This is a genomic window from Candidatus Thioglobus sp. (genome assembly GCF_029243085.1).
Taxonomy (GTDB): domain Bacteria; phylum Pseudomonadota; class Gammaproteobacteria; order PS1; family Pseudothioglobaceae; genus Thioglobus_A.
Genome location: NZ_JAQWSS010000008.1, coordinates 1 through 18,128 on the forward strand (window position 1 = coordinate 1; position 18,128 = coordinate 18,128).

Genomic DNA, 18,128 nt, shown 5'->3' on the forward strand with positions numbered 1-18,128 from the left:
TCATTGGCACCGCATCTACAAGACCCATGAAAATAAAGAACTGTGTTCTTAACATTGGGATTAGCTCTGGTTGACGTGCTGCGCCCTCTAGTACTTTAGCACCTAATAGACCAATACCAATCGCCGCACCTAGTGCACCCATACCCATCATGATGCTTCCTGCAACATATAAAATTGCGCTTTCCATTACCATTTTACTTCTCCTGTGATTTAAATAAAAAAATTATAAACTAGTGTTCTTTGTCATGTGCCATATCCATATACACAATTGTTAGTGTCATAAAGATAAATGCTTGTAGTGTGATAATCAAGATATGGAATAACGCCCAGCCAACTTGTAGCAAGCCACCAAACGCACCAAATCCGATACCGACGCTGTACATAATAGCAATTAGAATGAATATAATTTCACCCGCATACATATTACCAAATAATCGTAACGCCAATGAAATAGGCTTAGAAATCAATGCAACACCCTCAAGCAATAAGTTTGCTGGTAGTAGCCACTTGCCAAAAGGATGGAACAACAATTCTGATAGAAAGCCTCCAAGGCCCTTATGTTTTATGCTGTAATACAAAATTAATATAAATATAGAGAGCGCCATGCCAAATGTAATGTTTGGATCTGTTGATGGCACCACTTTAAAGAATGCTGCGTGTGGATCTCCACCCATTGCTCCAACCGTAACTGCAGCTAGTTGTGGCAACCAATCAACTGCAATAAGATCCATAAAATTCATTAGGAATATCCAGGCAAATATAGTTAATGCCATTGGTGCAACCAATTTATTCTTATGTTTAAAAGAATCACGAACACTGAAATCAATAAATTCAATTACCATTTCAATAAAGTTTTGAAATCCCGTAGGAACGCCTGTGGTTGCTTTTTTACCCGCAGAACGGAAAACAAAATAAAACACCAGTCCAGTAACTAAAGACCAAAACATAGAGTCTACGTTCAACGACCAAAAGCCCATGCTTGCTGCTTGCTCTGCTGTATGCGCAAAGCCCCACTGACCATCTACTTGACCATAAGTCAGGTTCTGTAGATGGTGCTTAATATATTCTGAAGATGTTATCGTTTCAACTGACATTGTTTGTAAAAAGCAAAACCTAAATTAATAATAAAAAAACTTAAAATAACACTCAATGGATCAAATCTTTGCATAGTAAATACTAACAATATGCCAATCAATACAAGCCTTTCTATTAAAGAAACTCTAGCCAAGTTAACCACTTGTTTAGGGTTTATAATATTTTTGTATTCAAGTTGGCGCATCCGCCAATAAAGCAGTCCTTGATTAACAATTGAAATCAAGGCGCCGATTACTATATCCATAGATCTGAGTATTATATACGATATAAATAATTTTTTTTAAACATATCTATATCTTTTGCACTATTTTTTTATATCTCTTTGTACATATTTATTATGTATACATTATGAACTTGACAAACATATTGTTAATCTAAATAATAGTCGCGTTTTGAACTAAACTACTGAGGAGAGTTGCCATGGCGCATGTTGTTGTTATTGGGGCAAGTACAGGCGGGTTGCCTTTTGCTTATGATATTAAAAAAACTTTAGGCACAGAGCATAAAGTTACTGTTATTTCTAACAACCCAAATTTTAACTTTATCCCTTCCAACCCTTGGCTTGCTGTCGGCTGGAGACGCGAGGATGACATTAGTTTTGAATTGGCGCCTCATCTTAAACATAAAGATATTAACTTTATTGTTGGCGAAGCGACTGAAATTAAACCTAATGTTAATCAGGTCATGGTTGGTAATCAAACTGTTGATTATGATTACCTAGTACTGGCTACAGGACCAAAACTTGCCTTTGATGAAGTGCCAGGACTGGGCCCTAAGGGTCATAGCATCTCTATCTGTACAACTGCGCATGCAAAAATTGCCTCTAGTGAATGGGAGGTTTTTTGTAATAATGGCGGCGGGCCAATTGTTGTTGGTGCGGTACAAGGCGCATCGTGCTTTGGGCCAGCGTATGAATTTGCCACCATTATGGATACGGATCTTAAAAAACGCGGTATTCGTGATAAATGCCCAATAACGTTTATCACCGCAGAGCCTTATATTGGTCATTTAGGCCTGGGCGGTGTTGGTGACTCAAAAGGTTTGCTAGAGTCAGAATTCAGACAACGTCATATTAAATGGATTACCAATTCAAAAGTTGTATTGGTTACTGCAGACACAGTTACTGTAGATGAAGTTAACGATGAAGGCAATACGATCAAAACACACGAAGTGGCAACCAAGCTTACTATGATGCTACCAGCCTTTAAAGGTGTTGATACTGTGGCCAAGTTAGCCGAAGTAGATGCGGGATACGTCAACCCTCGTGGATTTGTTATGATCAACGATTATCAACAATCTCCTGTTAAAGACAATATCTTTTCAGTCGGGGTTAATATTGCGATTCCGCCAGTTGAATCGACGCCGGTAATGTGTGGAACGCCAAAAACAGGCTACATGATTGAATCAATGGTAACTGCCGTTGTTCACAACATTGAAGATATGATTGGCGGTAAGGTGCCATCACACATCCCAACCTGGAACGCCGTATGTATTGCCGATATGGGTGATACCGGGGCGGCTTTTGTTGCCATGCCGCAAATTCCACCACGTAATGTTACTTGGGCCAAGAAGGGTAAAATGATGCACTTGGCAAAGATAGCTTTTGAAAAGTTCTTTATTCGTAATATGAAAACTGGAAACTCAGAGCCCGCCTATCAAAAATACATTTTTAAGATGTTAGGCATTGAGCGCTTAAAGAAAAAATAAGGATTAAAAAATTCACGAAAGTGACTTTGTTGGATGCGCTAACTGGCCTGGCTCCCAGATATCATCTCTTCTGCTGCCAATCTAGCTTTGTCAGTAATAGTGGCGCCGCCTAAAATTCGAGCTACTTCTTCGACTCGTTGTGCCTCTGATAGCTGTTGCACAGTTGTCTGCACAGTGTCGCCCTGCTGACACTTGCTCACTTGCAGATGCTGATGACCAAAGGCAGCTACTTGCGCCAAATGCGTGATACAAATAATTTGATAATTCTTTGACAGGTCTTGTAGTTTTTTGCCGACTACTTCTGCTACCGCGCCACTAATACCTACATCCACTTCATCAAAAATTAAGGTAGGTGTATATTCACTATCGCTACCAACTACGGAAATTGCCAAGGAGATACGTGACAACTCGCCACCGGAGGCGACTTTTTTAAGCGGCTTAAAATCTTGACCCATATTGGTTTTCACTAAAAATTCAACGCTTTCGTTACCGCCAAGATGCACACCCTTAATTTTCGCATTAAGTCCAACCTTATACTCACTGCCCGGCATACCTAACACTTGCATGGCTTCGGTTACCAATAATGATAATTCTTTTGCTTTTTTTGATCTGGCTACAGACAAAGCTTGCGCATTAGACTGATAACGCTTATCAATCAAATCTAACTGTAAACGCATTTCCTCAATGGAGGTTGAACCGCCGCCAATTTCTTCAAGTTTTGCTGTTAGTTGGTCGCGCACATTTAATAAGCTTTGAATTGGGCAATTATGCTTTCTACCTAAAACATACAATTCAGAAATCCGCTCTTCCATTTCTTGCGCGCTTTGGTCGCTAACTGAGAGTTTACTAAGATATTGCGTCAGCTCATAGATTGCCTCTTGAGTCTGCACTTGGGCTGAGTTAATCAGCTCAAATCCTGTTTGCAGTTTATCATCCATTTCAAGTGCATCGGATAACGTTGAGCTTAACGACAACAGTTGCGCATTGACCCCTGAATCTTGTTCTAATTGATTTAGAACATTTGCGGTTTTTTCGGTAATCGATTGTACATTTGCACTAATTTTAAAATCAGACTCGATGGTATCAAGCTCGCCTTGACTCAACATTGCGTCATTAAGTTCTTCTAGCTGGTGTGAGTAAAGCGCTTGTTGTTGCTCGATAATATCCTGATTATTCAACAACTGATTAATCTTTTCATCAAGCTCTTTGTGTTCTCTAACAATCCTGTTGAGTTGGGCCTTGTCACTCTCTAATTGTGCAAATCCATCTAATACAAATAATTGTTGATCGGGGCGTAATAATAATTGATGCTCGTTTTGCCCATGCATATCGATCAACAAATCCCCTATTTTGCGTACAATCGATAAGGGTACGCTGCTACCATTGATAAAAGCTTTAGATCGACCATCACTGGTAAATACGCGGCGCAAAATACACTCGCCGTCATCTTCCAGCGAATGACTTGCTAAAAATGACTGAACTTGTTGATTTTGATCAACAATAAAAGCTGCACTGATATCCGCTTTGTTTTTTCCATGGCGAACCAAGTTTGAATCAGCACGGGCACCTAATGCCAAGCTAAGTGCTTGTAGCAAGATCGATTTTCCTGAGCCGGTTTCGCCTGTAACGGCGCTCATTCCTGAATCAAAAGACAAGTCTAGTTGTTCAACAACGGCCAAATTCTTTACAGATAACTGCGATAACATACTTAATAACCGCTTATGAGAGCTTCGATCCCCAATGTAATTTTGAGCGAATAATCTCAAAATAATCGTAGTCTTGTGGATGCAGCAGATGCACAAAACTGCCATGCTGTCGTACTCGAATTTCCTGGTCTGGCAGAATTGGGAACGACTCTTGTCCATCAATATGTACACTCACACCTTCACTAGCATCTTTAACGCGCACAACCACTTCACTACCACCTGGCACTAATAGTGGTCGATGACTCATTGTATGTGGGCAAATTGACACAATCCCAATAGCATTAACGCCTGGATGCATAATTGGACCACCGCTTGATAGTGCATATGCGGTAGACCCTGTAGGCGTGGTAATAATTAACCCATCGGCTCTTTGGTTGTTAACAAACTTATCGTCAATATAAACATCAAATTCGATCATCTTGAGTGCGTCTTGACGATTAATCACCGCATCATTTAATGCAGCACTTTGATGTACAACCCGGCCATCTTGCTCTACTTGACAGGATAACAAGCAACGATCCTCTTTGGTAAATTTACCCGCTAACACTTGAGAAACGATATCAAACATATGTCCAACCGAAACATCTGCTAAAAAACCTAAACGGCCAAGATTAATACCCAAAATTGGAATGTTATTATCAACAAAAGTTCGCGCAGTATTTAGTAACGAACCATCACCGCCTACCACGATAATTAAATCTGCTTGGTCGGCAATTAAGGCGTTACCTTCAACCACACCAACACCTTGTGTCTTCAAAAATATGCGTAACTCATCTGCTGTGCCTTTGCTCACAGGGTCGAAAGGCTTACTGATGATGCCAATGGTATTAAACATAAAATTTATCTCAAAAATAGCGCTTGAATTATTTAAAATAGCCACCATATAACTGACTAATATTTAGCTACAAATATACATTAATTGGACAACAAAATGACAAAAAAGCAAGACCAAGAAGAAACCATTGAAAAAGTTGAAGACGAAAACGTAGATACTACTACACAAGAAACACCAGAAGATGACTTGCAGGCGCAATTAGAAGAGGCTCAACAGTCTGCAAAGGATAATTGGGATAAAGTGGTGCGTGCACAAGCAGAAATGGAAAACCTTAAGCGTCGCAATGCTAAAGATTTGGAAAATGCACACAAGTTTGCGCTTGATGGGTTTGTTAAAGCATTGCTTGAGGTTAAAGACTCTCTTACTATGGGAATTAAAACTGCCACTGATGATAACGCCTCAGTGGAAAGCATTACTGAAGGGCTTGAAATGACTGACAAAGTGTTTATTTCTACTTTGGAAAAATTTGGCGTTGAGCTACTAGACCCTACAGGTGAAGTGTTTAATCCAGAGTTTCATGAAGCGGTAACCATGGTGCCAATGCCAGATAAAGAATCCAGCTCGGTATTAGAAGTTGTACAACATGGCTTCACTTTAAATGGACGATTAGTACGCCCTGCAATGGTGGTTGTGGTTCAATAAAAAACCACCAAACAAATATAGTTCGGAGATAATAACCTTTTGTCAATCTAATTTAGCAAATAACAATACGAAAAAATTTGGATTTTTCAGCGTACTGACTAATTATGCTAAGATTGAAAAAATTATATCTCTATGATATAATTTTTGCTCAATTTTGGCCTTAAACCATTAAAACCATGGGTCTAAATTTTTTATTAATCACTTCCAAGGAAACATTATGAAATTAATTCTTTTAGGCGCTCCAGGTGCTGGCAAAGGTACCGTTGCAAAATTACTAACCAAACTTGACGGTTCGGTTCAAATCTCTACTGGCGATATTTTACGTGGCGCTGTTGCAGCGGGTACTGAACTAGGCAAGCAAGCACAAGCAGCAATGAAAGCAGGTGACTTGGTATCTGATGATTTAATCATGGGCATCATGGAAGAGCGTCTTAAAGAGGACGATTGCAAATCTGGCTACTTATTAGACGGCTTTCCGCGCACAATTCCACAAGCTGAAGCATTAAAAGCACTCCTTGAAAAAATGGGTGAAAAGCTTGATGCTGCTGTTGAAATCGACGTTCCTCGTGAAGTAATCCTTGATCGTTTGACAACACGCCGCACTTGTGAAGGTTGTGGCGCAATCTACAATACCAAGTCTAATCCAACTAAGGTTGAAGGTGTTTGTGACAAATGTGGTGGCGCTGCAGTACAACGTGAAGACGAAACTGAAGAAGCTATCAGTAATCGTCTAAATGTATACAACGATCAAACTGCTCCTTTAGTAGGCTTTTACAAAGAAGAAGATTTATTACTTTCTGTAGATGCAACTTCTTCGCAAGCAGTGATTGATGCAATTACAGCGAAAATTGGCTAATTATTTGCAATCTGCTTGCTAAGCTAAGCAAGCAACTCAAATAAACAAAAACCCCGAGCGTGGAAGCGCCCGGGGTTTTTTTATGTTTGTCATACTGCAAGACATGACTTATAATTCTCTTACTAATTCTGAGGAGAGATTCATGAAGCGCTTTTTACTGCCTTTCTTTTTACTAATACTATCTACACTGTCCCAAGCTCAAGGGGAGTTGTTACCAGCAGACCAAGCTTTTGCCTTCAAGGCAAAAGTTGTTAATGAAGAAATTGTGCTTAATTGGGATGTAGCTCAAGGTTATTACCTTTATAAAGAAAAGATAAAAATCTCTAGTGATTATTCAACACAACTCGGCGTTGCCAAGTTTCCACCAGCTAAAATAAAAAACGATGAGTTTTTTGGCAAAATTGGCGTTTATAGAAACACGGTAACAGTCAAAATTCCTGTGCTTGAGGGTGATGCAAAATCCTTGTTGCTTAATGTTACCTTTCAAGGGTGTGCCGATCTAGGTGTATGCTACCCACCGATAACTAAAACGGTTACACTAGATATTAGCGCAATGCAAAGGCCTTCTTTGGTTGACAATGCGCTTGACATGTTCTCACAGGCTAAAAAAGGTGCCCTATCTGTTGTTGATAAAATTACACCCATATCCGATGAACCTTTACCGGCTGACGAAGCATTCGCATTTTCAGCAAGCGTGTTAGATGCAAATACGCTATTAATTGCCTGGGATATTCATCCAGAGTATTATTTATATCACGATAAATTCTTTATTGACGTTAAAGGTGCTGAGTTTGGCGATATCAATTTCCCCAAAGGGAAAATTAAGGATGATCCTTTGTTTGGAAAGGTGCAAACCCACAAAGGCAAACTAGAGCTTGAAGTGCCTCTACGCAATATCAAGACTCAGAATATTAGCTTTATCGCAAAGTACCAAGGTTGCTGGTCAGGTGGCATTTGCTATCCACCACAAGAAAAAAATATTGATTTAATCTTGCCAATTCAAGACACTACACCAAAGCCACTGCTTAAGGAGAAAGTAGACAGTGTCATTAATCCAACTAATGATAGATCGACCTCTACAAAAATAGCTATGCCAGTCGATGAACCAGTAGCCGTGTTAAACGAAACAGATAAGATTGCCGCACTGCTACAACAAGACAATATTTTTTGGGTGTTGGCAAGCTTCTTTGGTTTTGGCCTGTTGTTATCGTTAACGCCTTGCGTCTTTCCAATGATTCCAATATTGTCAGGCATTATTGTTGGTCACAAAGGTGAAGTTACAACTCGAAAAGCCTTAATTATGTCAATTGTATTTGTATTGGCAATGAGTGTCACTTACTCAATAGCAGGCGTCTTAGCCGGCTATTTTGGGGAAAACCTGCAAGTACTTTTCCAAACACCTTGGGTGCTGGTTGCCTTTAGCTTGATATTTGTGGCTTTGGCTTTTTCTATGTTTGGTTATTATGATATTCAACTCCCGGCTAGCTTACAAAATAAAATTACTTGTCTTTGCAATAATCAAGAGGGTGGTCATTTATTTGGCGTTGCGATTATGGGTTTTTTATCAGCACTAATCGTTGGCCCATGTGTAGCGCCACCTCTCGCTGGCGCACTGATTTATATTGGTCAAACAGGCGATGCGCTATTAGGCGGTTTGTCATTATTTGTAATGAGTCTGGGCATGGGTGTGCCACTGATTCTAGTTGGAGCTGGTGTATCTAAATTACCACGTGCTGGCGGCTGGATGGACAAAGTAAAGCAAGTTTTTGGCGTGCTGATGCTTGCAGTTGCTGTTTGGCTTCTTGATCGCATCATTCCAACCATTGCCTCTCTTATACTTTGGGCAACAATTTTTAGCGTTGCTCCAATTGCCATGGGCGTGCTCAACAAACTTTCAGATACGCCAAGCGCTTGGACACGCATCTTTAAGGCGATTGGATTATTAATCATGTTTTATGGTGTTTTGCTTTGGGGGTTGGTAGCTCGTGGTGGTGGCGACATGTTAGCACCATTATCTGGCTGGGGAGCGTCTACTGCCCAAACGGCCCAAGCTCACGTACAATTCAAAAAAATTAAAAGTGTTAGCGATCTAGATCAAGCTTTAGCTCAAGCGCAAAACAATCAGCAAATTGTCATGTTAGATTTTTATGCTGATTGGTGCATCTCATGTAAAGAGTTAGAGCGTTTTGTATTCTCCGACCTTGTCGTTGTTAATACCATGAAAAATGTCATAGCCCTACAGGCCGATGTCACTAACAACGATGCTATCGATAAAGCGCTAATGGCCAAATTTAATATTATTGGCCCACCAGCAATCTTGTTTTTTAAGGATAAAATTGAGCATCGCTCCCAGCGTATCGTTGGAGAAATTAACGCTCAGGGTTTTTTAGAGCATTTAAATAATATCAAATAATTATAAAACTTAGCGTCTAAAAGCTGATGAAATCCTACTAACATGCATGATGTTGGTGGTAAAATCTTCTTTATTTAAACTTGTTGCTGGTGTTATGGATATCTTGTTGCTAAATGGTCCAAATCTGAATATGCTTGGTGCTCGTGAGCCAGGACATTATGGCGTCCAGACATTAGATGGTATTGTTAGCAATCTAACCCAACTAGCTGCCGATGCAGGGTTAAGTTTAGAGCATCATCAGGATAATTCTGAAGCAGGACTGATTGACAAAATTCATTCAGCAAACGCCAATTCAACAAAATATATTATTATCAATCCTGCAGCATTCACGCATACTTCGGTAGCTTTGCGCGACGCAATACTAGCGGTTGACATTGAGTTTACAGAAATACACTTGTCCAACGTTTATAAGCGTGAGGACTTTCGTAAGCAATCTTATTTTTCAGACATTGCACAAGGGGTCATCTCTGGCTTTGGCGCTCAGGGCTATGAATTCGCTCTTAGTGCTGCAATTAAATACATTAAATCAAAGGGGTAGATAATGGATATTCGTAAAGTAAAAAAACTCATGGAATTACTAGAACAATCTGGAATGGCTGAAATAGAAATTGTTGAAGATAAAGAGTCAGTTCGCATTTCTCGTTATGGTGACGCACCTATAGCTGCACCTGTAGCAATGGCCGCGCCTGTTGTTGCAGCACCTGTTGTTGCCGAGCCAACAGCCGCCGAAACACCAGTAACAGTTAACGGCCATCCAATCACCTCTCCGATGGTTGGCACTTTCTACGGTTCGCCATCGCCAACTTCTGATGCGTTTGTGTCAATTGGACAGCATGTTAATCAAGGCGATACAATTTGCATCGTCGAAGCCATGAAAATTATGAATCAAATTGAAGCCGATCAATCAGGCACAGTAACTGAAATCTTGTGTAAAGATGGTGAGGCGGTTGAATTTGGCCAAACACTTGTTGTGATTCAATGAGTACACTAAATAAAATTCAAAAAGTTCTAATTGCCAATCGTGGCGAAATTGCGCTTAGAATTTTAAGAGCTTGTAAAGAGCTTGGCATTAAGACTGTTGCAGTTTACTCTACAGCAGATAAAGATCTTAAGCACGTACGCTTAGCAGATGAAGCGGTTTGTATCGGCCCCCACCCATCAACCGATAGCTACCTTAATGTTCCTGCGCTTATTGCTGCCGCTGAGGTTACACATGCAGATGCCATTCATCCAGGCTATGGATTCTTATCTGAAAACGCTGATTTCGCACAGCGAGTTGAAGAAAGCGGTTTCATTTTTATTGGACCTAGAGCTGAAAATATACGAGTTATGGGTGACAAAGTTGCCGCTATTGAAGCTATGCAAAAATCAGACGTCCCTTGTGTTCCTGGTTCAGATGGCGGTTTAGACGAAAATCCAATTAAAAATATGGAACTTGCTCGAAACATTGGCTTGCCAATTATTATTAAAGCATCTGGTGGTGGTGGTGGGCGTGGTATGCGTGTGGTCGAAAATGAAGATGACTTGCTAAACTCAATTGAACTTACAAAAACTGAAGCTCAAAGTTTCTTTGGAAATCCAGAAGTCTACATGGAAAAATTCTTAACTACGCCTCGTCATGTTGAAGTTCAAGTTTTAGCGGATGAACACGGTAATGCGGTCCATCTAGGCGAACGCGATTGCTCTATGCAACGCCGCCACCAAAAAGTAGTGGAAGAGGCGCCGGCACCAGGAATCAAGCCAGAGCTACGCAATAAAATTGGCTCTATTTGCGCTAAAGCCTGTCAGGCGATCAACTACCGAGGTGCAGGTACATTCGAATTCTTGTTTGAAAATGACGAATTTTATTTTATTGAAATGAACACGCGTGTCCAAGTAGAGCATACTGTAACCGAAATGATTACTGGTATTGACATTGTCCGTGAACAAATTTTAATTGCAGACGGCCAAGAATTGTCGTTAACTCAAGACGATGTAGTGATCAAGGGTTGTGCAGTTGAGTGTCGTATCAATGCCGAAGATCCTAATAACTTTATGCCCTCTCCAGGAAAAATTACACAATATCATGTTGCTGGCGGTTTAGGAGTTCGTGTTGACTCACATATTTATAACGGCTATACAGTACCTCCTCATTATGATTCTATGATTGGTAAACTTATCACCCATTCTGATACACGTCTTGGGGCAATTATCAAAATGCAAAACGCTTTAAGTGAGATGGTTATTGACGGTATAAAAACCAACATCCCTCTTCAAGCCCGCATCATGGAAGACGAAGGGTTTCAAGAAGGCGGCGTCAACATTCACTATCTTGAAAAAATGCTAGGTGAATCACACTAAAAAAAATTAAAAAATATGATTAAAGCAGGCATTATTGGCGGCACTGGATATACTGGTGTTGAGTTACTTAGATTACTTCACAATCATGAAAGTGTAGAAGTAATTGCTATCAGCTCTCGTTCGGAAGCAGGACAGCTAGTTAGCAAATTTTTTCCATCTCTAGCAGGGCGAACAGAATTGGCGTTTACTGCACCTGATGACGCAATCCTGGATGAGTGTGATGTAGTCTTTTTTGCAACACCTCATGGTGTAGCCATGAAAACCGCTGGAAAATTCATTGAAAAGGGTATCAAGGTAATCGATTTAGGTCCAGACTTTCGCTTGCGTGACAAAGATGAGTATGCGCAATGGTACGGCCTAGAAAACTTTCAAGAAGAATTGCTTGAATCATCAGTCTACGGACTGTCTGAAATTAATCGTGAACAAATTAAAAAGGCGCAATTAATTGGCAACCCTGGCTGTTTTCCAACAACTGTTTTATTAGCGCTTAAACCCTTAATTGAAAACGATTTAATTGACTTGTCAAACATTATTGTAGACTCTAAAACAGGTGTCAGTGGTGCAGGTCGTGGCGCAAACCAAGCAATGTTATTATGTGAAACCAGCGAGTCTGTTAAGGCGTATGGTGTGAGTGGTCATCGCCATTATCCTGAAATCAAACAAGAGCTATCTTTATTAGCAAACGGAAAATCCATTGGCTTAACTTTTGTCCCGCATCTGGTTCCAATGATTCGCGGCATGGAGTCCACAATTTATGTAGACTTATTGAATGCTGATGTTGATGTACAATCAATCCTTGAAGATGCTTATAAGGACGAGAATTTTGTGACAGTTCTTGATGCTGGTATTGTGCCTGCAACGCGTAACGTTAAATCAAGTAATTTCTGTCAAATTGCTGCGCAAAAAGCCTTTGGTGGCAAGCTAGTCATAACATCTGTTATTGATAATTTAGTCAAGGGCGCTTCTGGTCAAGCCATTCAAAACATGAATATTATGTTTGGTTTAGATGAAAAATCAGGCTTGACATCAATTGGCTTGTTGCCTTAAATTATAGGAGACATTATGTCCGAAACATTAGAATTAGAAGAGGCAGATATTATCTTCAGCGACAGCGCTGCCAGTAAAGTATCAGCATTAATCCAAGAAGAAAAGAATGATAATCTACAGTTACGCGTCTATATTACAGGCGGTGGTTGCTCAGGATTTTCATATGGCTTTACCTTTGATGAAGAATATAAAGAAGGCGATTCTGGTGTTGAGAAAAACGGTGTAAAGTTGGTTGTCGATCCAATGAGTTACCAATATTTAATTGGCGCCACTGTAGACTACCTTGAAGATTTACAAGGGTCGCGCTTCATTATTCACAATCCGAACGCCAAAACTACTTGTGGTTGCGGATCGTCTTTCTCAGTTTGATAGTCAATTAAAGAAAATATGATTGAATACATTCCTGGCTTGGCAGGCGTCCCTGCAACAGAATCCTCCATTTCATCTATTGATGGAAAAAACGGCATCTTAGCGTATAGAGGCTACTCTATAGAAGATTTGGCAAAAAATGCCTCTTTCGAAGAGGTTGCCATGCTTTTACGAGATGGGGAACTGCCGAATGAGACAGAACTAGAAACTTTCAGATGTGTACTGCACAAACGCTACGAAGTAAAACGCAATATTAGAGAGATGATGTGGGCATTACCTGCAAGTGGCCATCCAATGGATGTATTGCAAACTGCGATTGCTGCTATGGCCACCTTTTATCCCGATGCAGGCGCTAAAAACCCTGATTCGGCATTTACGCAAAGTGCACTGACCAAAATTATTGCTAATATGAGCACCTTAGTTGCTATGTGGGCTAGAATTAGTGCAGGATATGATCCAATTCCTCCTAGCAAAAACATGTCTTATGCAAAAAACTTCTTATACATGTCATTTGGAGAAGAGCCGGCTGATGATATCGTTCAACTATTTGACGCTTGTTTAATTCTACACGCCGAGCACACTATCAATGCCAGCACTTTCTCAGCTATGGTAACTGCATCAACCCTAGCCAATCCGTTTGCTTCAATTTCTGCAGCGGTTGGAACGTTGGCTGGTTCGCTACATGGAGGGGCCAATGAAGATGTCTTAAAAATGTTAGATGAAATTGGTGCTGCTGAAAATGCTCGTGGCTATATTGAAAATCGCTTGAAAAACAAACAAGTTATCTGGGGAATGGGGCATCGTGAATACAGTGTAAAAGACCCTCGAGCCAAAATACTGCAAGAAATGATAGAGTCCTACATTAAGAAAAACAATGTCAAGTTATCGAAACGTTTTGAGACTGCACTAGAAGTTGAGCGAGTATGTGAAGAGCTATTGGCCACAAAGGGTGTTTATCCAAATGTAGACTTCTATTCGGGTATTTTGTACTCTGAAATATTTAAAATTCCAAAAGAGCACTTTACGCCAATTTTTGCTATGGCAAGGTCCGCTGGTTGGGCAGCACATTGGCATGAACAGGTTGGACATAATCGAATCTTTCGACCGACGCAAATTTACACAGGCAGTGATTTTAGAGATTACCCGATAAAATAATAGTTATGGAGAATACAACGCACTTTGGATTTAAAGATGTAGCTACCGAAGACAAGCAAAGCTTGGTTCGTGGAGTTTTTGACTCGGTTGCCGGAAAATACGATCTGATGAACGATGTGCTTTCATTTGGTGCGCATCGCCTGTGGAAGCGCTATACTATAGCGTCTTCAAATGTCAAGCCTGGGGACAAAGTGCTAGATATTGCAGGCGGAACTGGTGATTTAGCTATAGAATTTCGAAAAAAAGTAGGCGATTCTGGTCATGTTATTTTGTCTGATATTAACGCAGCTATGCTTGGCGAAGGTCGCAAAAACCTGATCAACCAAGGTGTTTTTGGTGTCGATTTTATTCAACTCAATGCCCAATACCTACCATTTAAAGATAACTCATTTGATTGTATTTCGATCGCTTTTGGACTTCGCAATGTGACTGACAAAGACCAAGCTTTACGTGAAATGCATCGAATATTAAAGCCTGGTGGCTGCCTCTTAATTTTAGAATTCTCAACAACTGACTCTGAGTTTCTTAAAAAATTTTATGATTTTTATTCATTTAATATTATGCCAAAACTGGGTGAAATAATTGCTGATGATAAAAACTCTTACCAATACTTGGCCGAATCTATCCGTAAACACCCTAATCAGGAAACACTAAAAGACATGGTGCTGAATGCCGGATTTGGATTTTGTGAATATCATAACCTTTCTGGTGGCATTGTGGCCTTGCACAAAGGCATCAAGGCTTAGGCGTCTCTCGTGCAACATTTTGTTCTAGAGCAAGCCTTAAATCTCTTGATTGAAAAAGGCTCAATCAATCTAAAACCACTAGACCAAAAAGTGGTTCGATTTTCACTACAAGACTTACCTCTAGACGTGAATTTTTTATGCACCAACAACCGTATATTTGTTCTTAATGATATCGATCGCCCTAGCAATGTTGCTATCAAATTAAAAGCTAGTGCGTTTTTTTCTCTATTCAAAGGCGAAGACTTGGCTGAGCTACTTAGACAAGATCAAATTACCATTCACGGTGATGTTAAAACTGCTCAATTGCTAGTTGACTTATTGCAATCCATTGAGATTGACCTAGAAGAAATCCTGTCTCGATATACTGGCGATATCATTGCTCACGAAGCGGGCAAAGTGGCTGCTAACTTTAAAAAATCTACTAAACATTCATCTAGCCCGATAAATGTAATAAAAGATGGTTTTAGCAACTTATTGATCAACCCAACAGTGTCTGAGCTGTATAAAAACAAACAGCAATAATTGTGGATAGTTTTCTTAGATTTTTAAAAATCTCACGAGTATTGATGCACTACCGTTTGGATTCATTAATATTATCAACTCCATTATTAAAAAGTTTCAAACCCTTTTTATACTTAATACCTTGGCATTATTTTCCAGTGAAGAACCTCTCAAGAGGCGAAAGGATTCGCTTAGCACTTGAAGAACTCGGCCCGATCTATATTAAATTTGGGCAAACACTCTCTACTCGGCCAGACTTACTGCCTATTGATATCAGCCTTGAATTAAAAAAACTCCAAGACAGCTGCCCTGCATTTGACACGCAAAGTGCCAAATCACTTATAGAAAAAGCCCTAGGTAATAAAATTTCAGCCCTATTTACACACTTTGATGATCAGCCACTAGCCAGTGCTTCAATTGCTCAAGTTCATACTGCAATCACCCTTACCGGAGAGGAAGTGGTGGTTAAAGTTGTACGCCCTGAAATTGAACAATTAATTGCTGGCGACATCAAATTAATGTATAGCCTAGCCAGGTTAATTAATAACCATCCATTATCTAAAAAAATTCATCCTATTGAGATTGTTAAAGAATTTGAAGCGATTATCAATGATGAGCTTGATATGCGTATTGAAGCCCGGCATTGCGACAAACTAAGGAAAAATTTCAAGGAATCTAGTTTGCTTTATGTGCCCAAGGTGCATCATCATTTAAGCGCTGTAAATGTCTTGACCACAGAGCGTATTTACGGCACACCTGTTGGCGAGATAGCCACCTTAAAAGCAAAAAATATTGATATGAAACGCCTGGCAGAAGAGGGTGTTATTATCTTCTTTACTCAAGTTTTTAAACATAACTTTTTCCATGCTGATATGCATCCTGGCAATATCTTCGTCTCTGACGAAGGTCAATATATTGGTGTAGACTTTGGCATAATGGGAACACTTACGGAAGAGGACAAAGATTTTTTATCTGAGATTTTCCTCGCGTTTTTTAATCAAGATTACCAAAAAGTAGCTCAAGTGTATATTGACTCAGGTTGGGTTGGCTCCAATACAAATGAAAAAGCTTTCGAAGCAGCTGTACAAAAAATATGTGCACCCATGTTTGATAAGCCACTAGGCGAAATATCTTTTGGACAGGTGTTGCTTGATCTGATCCAAGAGGCAAAGAATTTTGATATTAGTGTACAACCACAACTATTGTTATTAGACAAGACGCTGCTCAATATCGAAGGTCTTGGCAGACAGCTCTATCCACAACTAGACTTATGGTCTACTGCAAAACCATTTTTAGAAGATTTAATGAAAGAGAAATATAGCATGAAAAATACTTTTGAAAAGTTAAAAGAGGATGCGCCACAATTGTTCAGAGACATTCCTGAACTGCCATCACTAACTATTAACGCACTCAAGCAGCTAGCAAAAATGAAAGATATAAACAAGCTATACGCTCAACAAACCGATCAAATCGTTAAACAGTTGAAAGAAAACGCCAACAAGCAAACTTCGGCAATATTTGCAGGGGCGTTATTTATTCTAAGCGGTGTATTTGCGGTCAATACCCTATGGATAGCAGGTAGTATAAGTACTGTTATTGCATTGACATTTTGGCTAAAATCTAGATAGTACTACAAAACAACAACATTTAAGGTAAAATAAATGCCTTGATATATTTGGTCGCAAAATATATTAACAAGCAACACCCATATTAAGGTGTTTTTTTTATTTTACGGAGTACAAACATGAGTTTAACAGTCAATGCAACAGTGCGTGAAGATCAAGGTAAAGGTGCGAGCCGCCGCCTACGTCACGCTGAAAAAGTTCCTGCAATTATTTACGGTGCAGGAAAAACACCAACTAACATCACATTAGATGTTCATGAAATTACACACTTATTAGCAAACGAAGAATCGTACACATCAGTTCTCGATCTAATGGTGGACAAGAAAAAAGAGGCTGTAATTATTAAAGACTTGCAGCGTCACCCTGCCAAAAACATCGTAACTCATGTTGACTTCTTGCGTATTGACATGAATCAAGCTCTAGTAACGAGCATTCCATTACATTTCATTGGTGCCGATGATAACGAAAGTGTTCGACTAGGTGCTATCGTCAACCAATTTGTTACTTCAGTAGAAGTTTCTTGTTTACCGGCTGATTTACCAACGGCAATTGATGTAAATATTACAGACTTAGCAATGGGTGGTCACATCAGCTTGACAGGTCTAGACATGCCTAAGGGCGTTACAATAACGGCACTTACCCATGGTGATATTGAAGCTCACGACCAAAGCGTTGTAGCTATACAAGAAGCCAAGATTATGGCCGAAGTTGAGGATGACGCACCAGTCGCACCAGAGACTGAAGTTGCTGGCGACAAAGCTAACGAAGAAGGCGACGAGTAATATCTCTAAATAAGGCATTATGGCAATAAAACTGATAGTTGGCCTTGGCAATCCGGGAAAAGAATATCAGTCACATCGTCATAATGTTGGCTTTTGGTTTTGTGAAGCGCTAGCTAATCTATACTCAAGTACATTCAAAAAAGAAACAAAGTTTTTTGGAGATGTTGCACAAGTTAATATCTGCGGATTGCCTGTGCGTCTATTAAAACCAAATACTTTTATGAATCGTTCTGGTCAATCCATTCAAGCATTGGCAAAATTCTATCAGATTAATGCTGATGAAATTCTAGTTATTCATGATGAATTAGA

General features: G+C 39.8%; 20 protein-coding genes. 15 read left to right on the top strand and 5 right to left on the bottom strand.

What is annotated here, in order from left to right:
• The 3 genes from atpE to P8M52_RS00380 form a co-directional block, all read right to left on the bottom strand.
• The coding region (gene atpE / locus P8M52_RS00370; protein ID WP_300305720.1) for a F0F1 ATP synthase subunit C at positions 1-193 on the bottom strand (193 nt) is incomplete at its 3' end.
• Positions 194-230: 37 nt separating this feature from the next.
• A complete protein-coding gene (gene atpB / locus P8M52_RS00375; protein ID WP_300305721.1) occupies positions 231-1,094 on the bottom strand; it encodes a F0F1 ATP synthase subunit A in 864 nt (287 codons plus the stop codon).
• On the bottom strand, positions 1,076-1,339 hold the full coding sequence (locus tag P8M52_RS00380) for a hypothetical protein (RefSeq protein WP_300305723.1): 264 nt from the start codon (positions 1,337-1,339) through the stop codon (positions 1,076-1,078). Before P8M52_RS00380 ends, atpB begins: the two co-directional genes overlap by 19 nt.
• 176 nt (positions 1,340-1,515) lie before the next feature.
• Between P8M52_RS00380 and P8M52_RS00385 the strand changes: the two genes are divergently transcribed.
• Positions 1,516-2,802, top strand: coding sequence for an FAD/NAD(P)-binding oxidoreductase (locus P8M52_RS00385; RefSeq protein ID WP_300305725.1), 1,287 nt, complete (start codon positions 1,516-1,518; stop codon positions 2,800-2,802).
• A gap of 38 nt (positions 2,803-2,840) precedes the next feature.
• On the opposite strand, the gene recN is transcribed toward P8M52_RS00385, so the two are convergent.
• The gene (gene recN, locus P8M52_RS00390) at positions 2,841-4,508 is read right to left on the bottom strand and encodes a DNA repair protein RecN (protein WP_300305726.1); all 1,668 of its coding nucleotides are present in this window, start codon (positions 4,506-4,508) and stop codon (positions 2,841-2,843) included.
• Positions 4,509-4,521: 13 nt separating this feature from the next.
• Positions 4,522-5,343, bottom strand: a complete 822-nt coding sequence (locus P8M52_RS00395; protein WP_300305727.1) for an NAD(+)/NADH kinase — start codon at positions 5,341-5,343, stop codon at positions 4,522-4,524.
• A gap of 96 nt (positions 5,344-5,439) precedes the next feature.
• On the opposite strand from P8M52_RS00395, the gene grpE reads away from it, so the two are divergent.
• The 14 genes from grpE to pth all read left to right on the top strand — a co-directional run.
• Positions 5,440-5,985: a nucleotide exchange factor GrpE gene (grpE, locus tag P8M52_RS00400; protein WP_300305729.1), complete on the top strand. Its 546-nt coding sequence runs from the start codon at positions 5,440-5,442 to the stop codon at positions 5,983-5,985.
• Positions 5,986-6,202: 217 nt separating this feature from the next.
• Positions 6,203-6,841 carry an adenylate kinase gene (locus P8M52_RS00405; RefSeq protein WP_300305731.1) on the top strand — a complete coding sequence of 213 codons (639 nt, stop codon included), beginning with the start codon at positions 6,203-6,205 and terminating at the stop codon, positions 6,839-6,841.
• Positions 6,842-6,983: 142 nt separating this feature from the next.
• Complete coding sequence (gene dsbD, locus P8M52_RS00410) at positions 6,984-9,254, top strand: protein-disulfide reductase DsbD (protein ID WP_300305733.1); 2,271 nt, start codon at positions 6,984-6,986, stop codon at positions 9,252-9,254.
• Positions 9,255-9,348: 94 nt separating this feature from the next.
• Positions 9,349-9,792: a type II 3-dehydroquinate dehydratase gene (gene aroQ / locus P8M52_RS00415; RefSeq protein ID WP_300305755.1), complete on the top strand. Its 444-nt coding sequence runs from the start codon at positions 9,349-9,351 to the stop codon at positions 9,790-9,792.
• 3 nt (positions 9,793-9,795) lie between these two features.
• A complete protein-coding gene (accB, locus tag P8M52_RS00420) occupies positions 9,796-10,236 on the top strand; it encodes an acetyl-CoA carboxylase biotin carboxyl carrier protein (protein ID WP_300305735.1) in 441 nt (146 codons plus the stop codon).
• Positions 10,233-11,594 carry an acetyl-CoA carboxylase biotin carboxylase subunit gene (gene accC, locus P8M52_RS00425; RefSeq protein WP_300305737.1) on the top strand — a complete coding sequence of 454 codons (1,362 nt, stop codon included), beginning with the start codon at positions 10,233-10,235 and terminating at the stop codon, positions 11,592-11,594. Before accB ends, accC begins: the two co-directional genes overlap by 4 nt.
• Positions 11,595-11,609: 15 nt before the next feature.
• Entirely contained in the window at positions 11,610-12,641 is a 1,032-nt protein-coding gene (gene argC, locus P8M52_RS00430) for an N-acetyl-gamma-glutamyl-phosphate reductase (RefSeq protein WP_300305739.1), read from the top strand.
• A 15-nt stretch (positions 12,642-12,656) separates the two neighbouring features.
• Positions 12,657-13,010 carry an iron-sulfur cluster insertion protein ErpA gene (gene erpA, locus P8M52_RS00435; protein ID WP_300305741.1) on the top strand — a complete coding sequence of 118 codons (354 nt, stop codon included), beginning with the start codon at positions 12,657-12,659 and terminating at the stop codon, positions 13,008-13,010.
• Between the two features lie 18 nt (positions 13,011-13,028).
• The gene (locus P8M52_RS00440; RefSeq protein ID WP_300305743.1) at positions 13,029-14,165 is read left to right on the top strand and encodes a citrate synthase; all 1,137 of its coding nucleotides are present in this window, start codon (positions 13,029-13,031) and stop codon (positions 14,163-14,165) included.
• Between the two features lie 5 nt (positions 14,166-14,170).
• Positions 14,171-14,911 carry a bifunctional demethylmenaquinone methyltransferase/2-methoxy-6-polyprenyl-1,4-benzoquinol methylase UbiE gene (gene ubiE, locus P8M52_RS00445; protein WP_300305745.1) on the top strand — a complete coding sequence of 247 codons (741 nt, stop codon included), beginning with the start codon at positions 14,171-14,173 and terminating at the stop codon, positions 14,909-14,911.
• Between the two features lie 9 nt (positions 14,912-14,920).
• A complete protein-coding gene (locus tag P8M52_RS00450; RefSeq protein ID WP_300305747.1) occupies positions 14,921-15,433 on the top strand; it encodes an SCP2 sterol-binding domain-containing protein in 513 nt (170 codons plus the stop codon).
• A 2-nt stretch (positions 15,434-15,435) separates the two neighbouring features.
• Positions 15,436-17,040, top strand: coding sequence for a 2-polyprenylphenol 6-hydroxylase (gene ubiB, locus P8M52_RS00455; RefSeq protein WP_300305749.1), 1,605 nt, complete (start codon positions 15,436-15,438; stop codon positions 17,038-17,040).
• 116 nt (positions 17,041-17,156) lie between these two features.
• Positions 17,157-17,819: a 50S ribosomal protein L25/general stress protein Ctc gene (locus tag P8M52_RS00460; protein ID WP_300305751.1), complete on the top strand. Its 663-nt coding sequence runs from the start codon at positions 17,157-17,159 to the stop codon at positions 17,817-17,819.
• Between the two features lie 19 nt (positions 17,820-17,838).
• The coding region (gene pth, locus P8M52_RS00465) for an aminoacyl-tRNA hydrolase (protein ID WP_300305753.1) at positions 17,839-18,128 on the top strand (290 nt) is incomplete at its 3' end.

Coding starts and splice junctions, on each gene's coding strand:
- dsbD (WP_300305733.1), top strand. CDS start 6,984: ATGAAGCGCTTTTTACTGCCTTTCTTTTTACTAATACTATCTACACTG.
- grpE (WP_300305729.1), top strand. CDS start 5,440: ATGACAAAAAAGCAAGACCAAGAAGAAACCATTGAAAAAGTTGAAGAC.
- P8M52_RS00385 (WP_300305725.1), top strand. CDS start 1,516: ATGGCGCATGTTGTTGTTATTGGGGCAAGTACAGGCGGGTTGCCTTTT.
- P8M52_RS00395 (WP_300305727.1), bottom strand. CDS start 5,343: ATGTTTAATACCATTGGCATCATCAGTAAGCCTTTCGACCCTGTGAGC.
- P8M52_RS00440 (WP_300305743.1), top strand. CDS start 13,029: ATGATTGAATACATTCCTGGCTTGGCAGGCGTCCCTGCAACAGAATCC.
- accC (WP_300305737.1), top strand. CDS start 10,233: ATGAGTACACTAAATAAAATTCAAAAAGTTCTAATTGCCAATCGTGGC.
- argC (WP_300305739.1), top strand. CDS start 11,610: ATGATTAAAGCAGGCATTATTGGCGGCACTGGATATACTGGTGTTGAG.
- accB (WP_300305735.1), top strand. CDS start 9,796: ATGGATATTCGTAAAGTAAAAAAACTCATGGAATTACTAGAACAATCT.
- erpA (WP_300305741.1), top strand. CDS start 12,657: ATGTCCGAAACATTAGAATTAGAAGAGGCAGATATTATCTTCAGCGAC.
- recN (WP_300305726.1), bottom strand. CDS start 4,508: ATGTTATCGCAGTTATCTGTAAAGAATTTGGCCGTTGTTGAACAACTA.
- P8M52_RS00380 (WP_300305723.1), bottom strand. CDS start 1,339: ATGGATATAGTAATCGGCGCCTTGATTTCAATTGTTAATCAAGGACTG.
- aroQ (WP_300305755.1), top strand. CDS start 9,349: ATGGATATCTTGTTGCTAAATGGTCCAAATCTGAATATGCTTGGTGCT.
- P8M52_RS00405 (WP_300305731.1), top strand. CDS start 6,203: ATGAAATTAATTCTTTTAGGCGCTCCAGGTGCTGGCAAAGGTACCGTT.
- atpB (WP_300305721.1), bottom strand. CDS start 1,094: ATGTCAGTTGAAACGATAACATCTTCAGAATATATTAAGCACCATCTA.
- P8M52_RS00460 (WP_300305751.1), top strand. CDS start 17,157: ATGAGTTTAACAGTCAATGCAACAGTGCGTGAAGATCAAGGTAAAGGT.
- ubiE (WP_300305745.1), top strand. CDS start 14,171: ATGGAGAATACAACGCACTTTGGATTTAAAGATGTAGCTACCGAAGAC.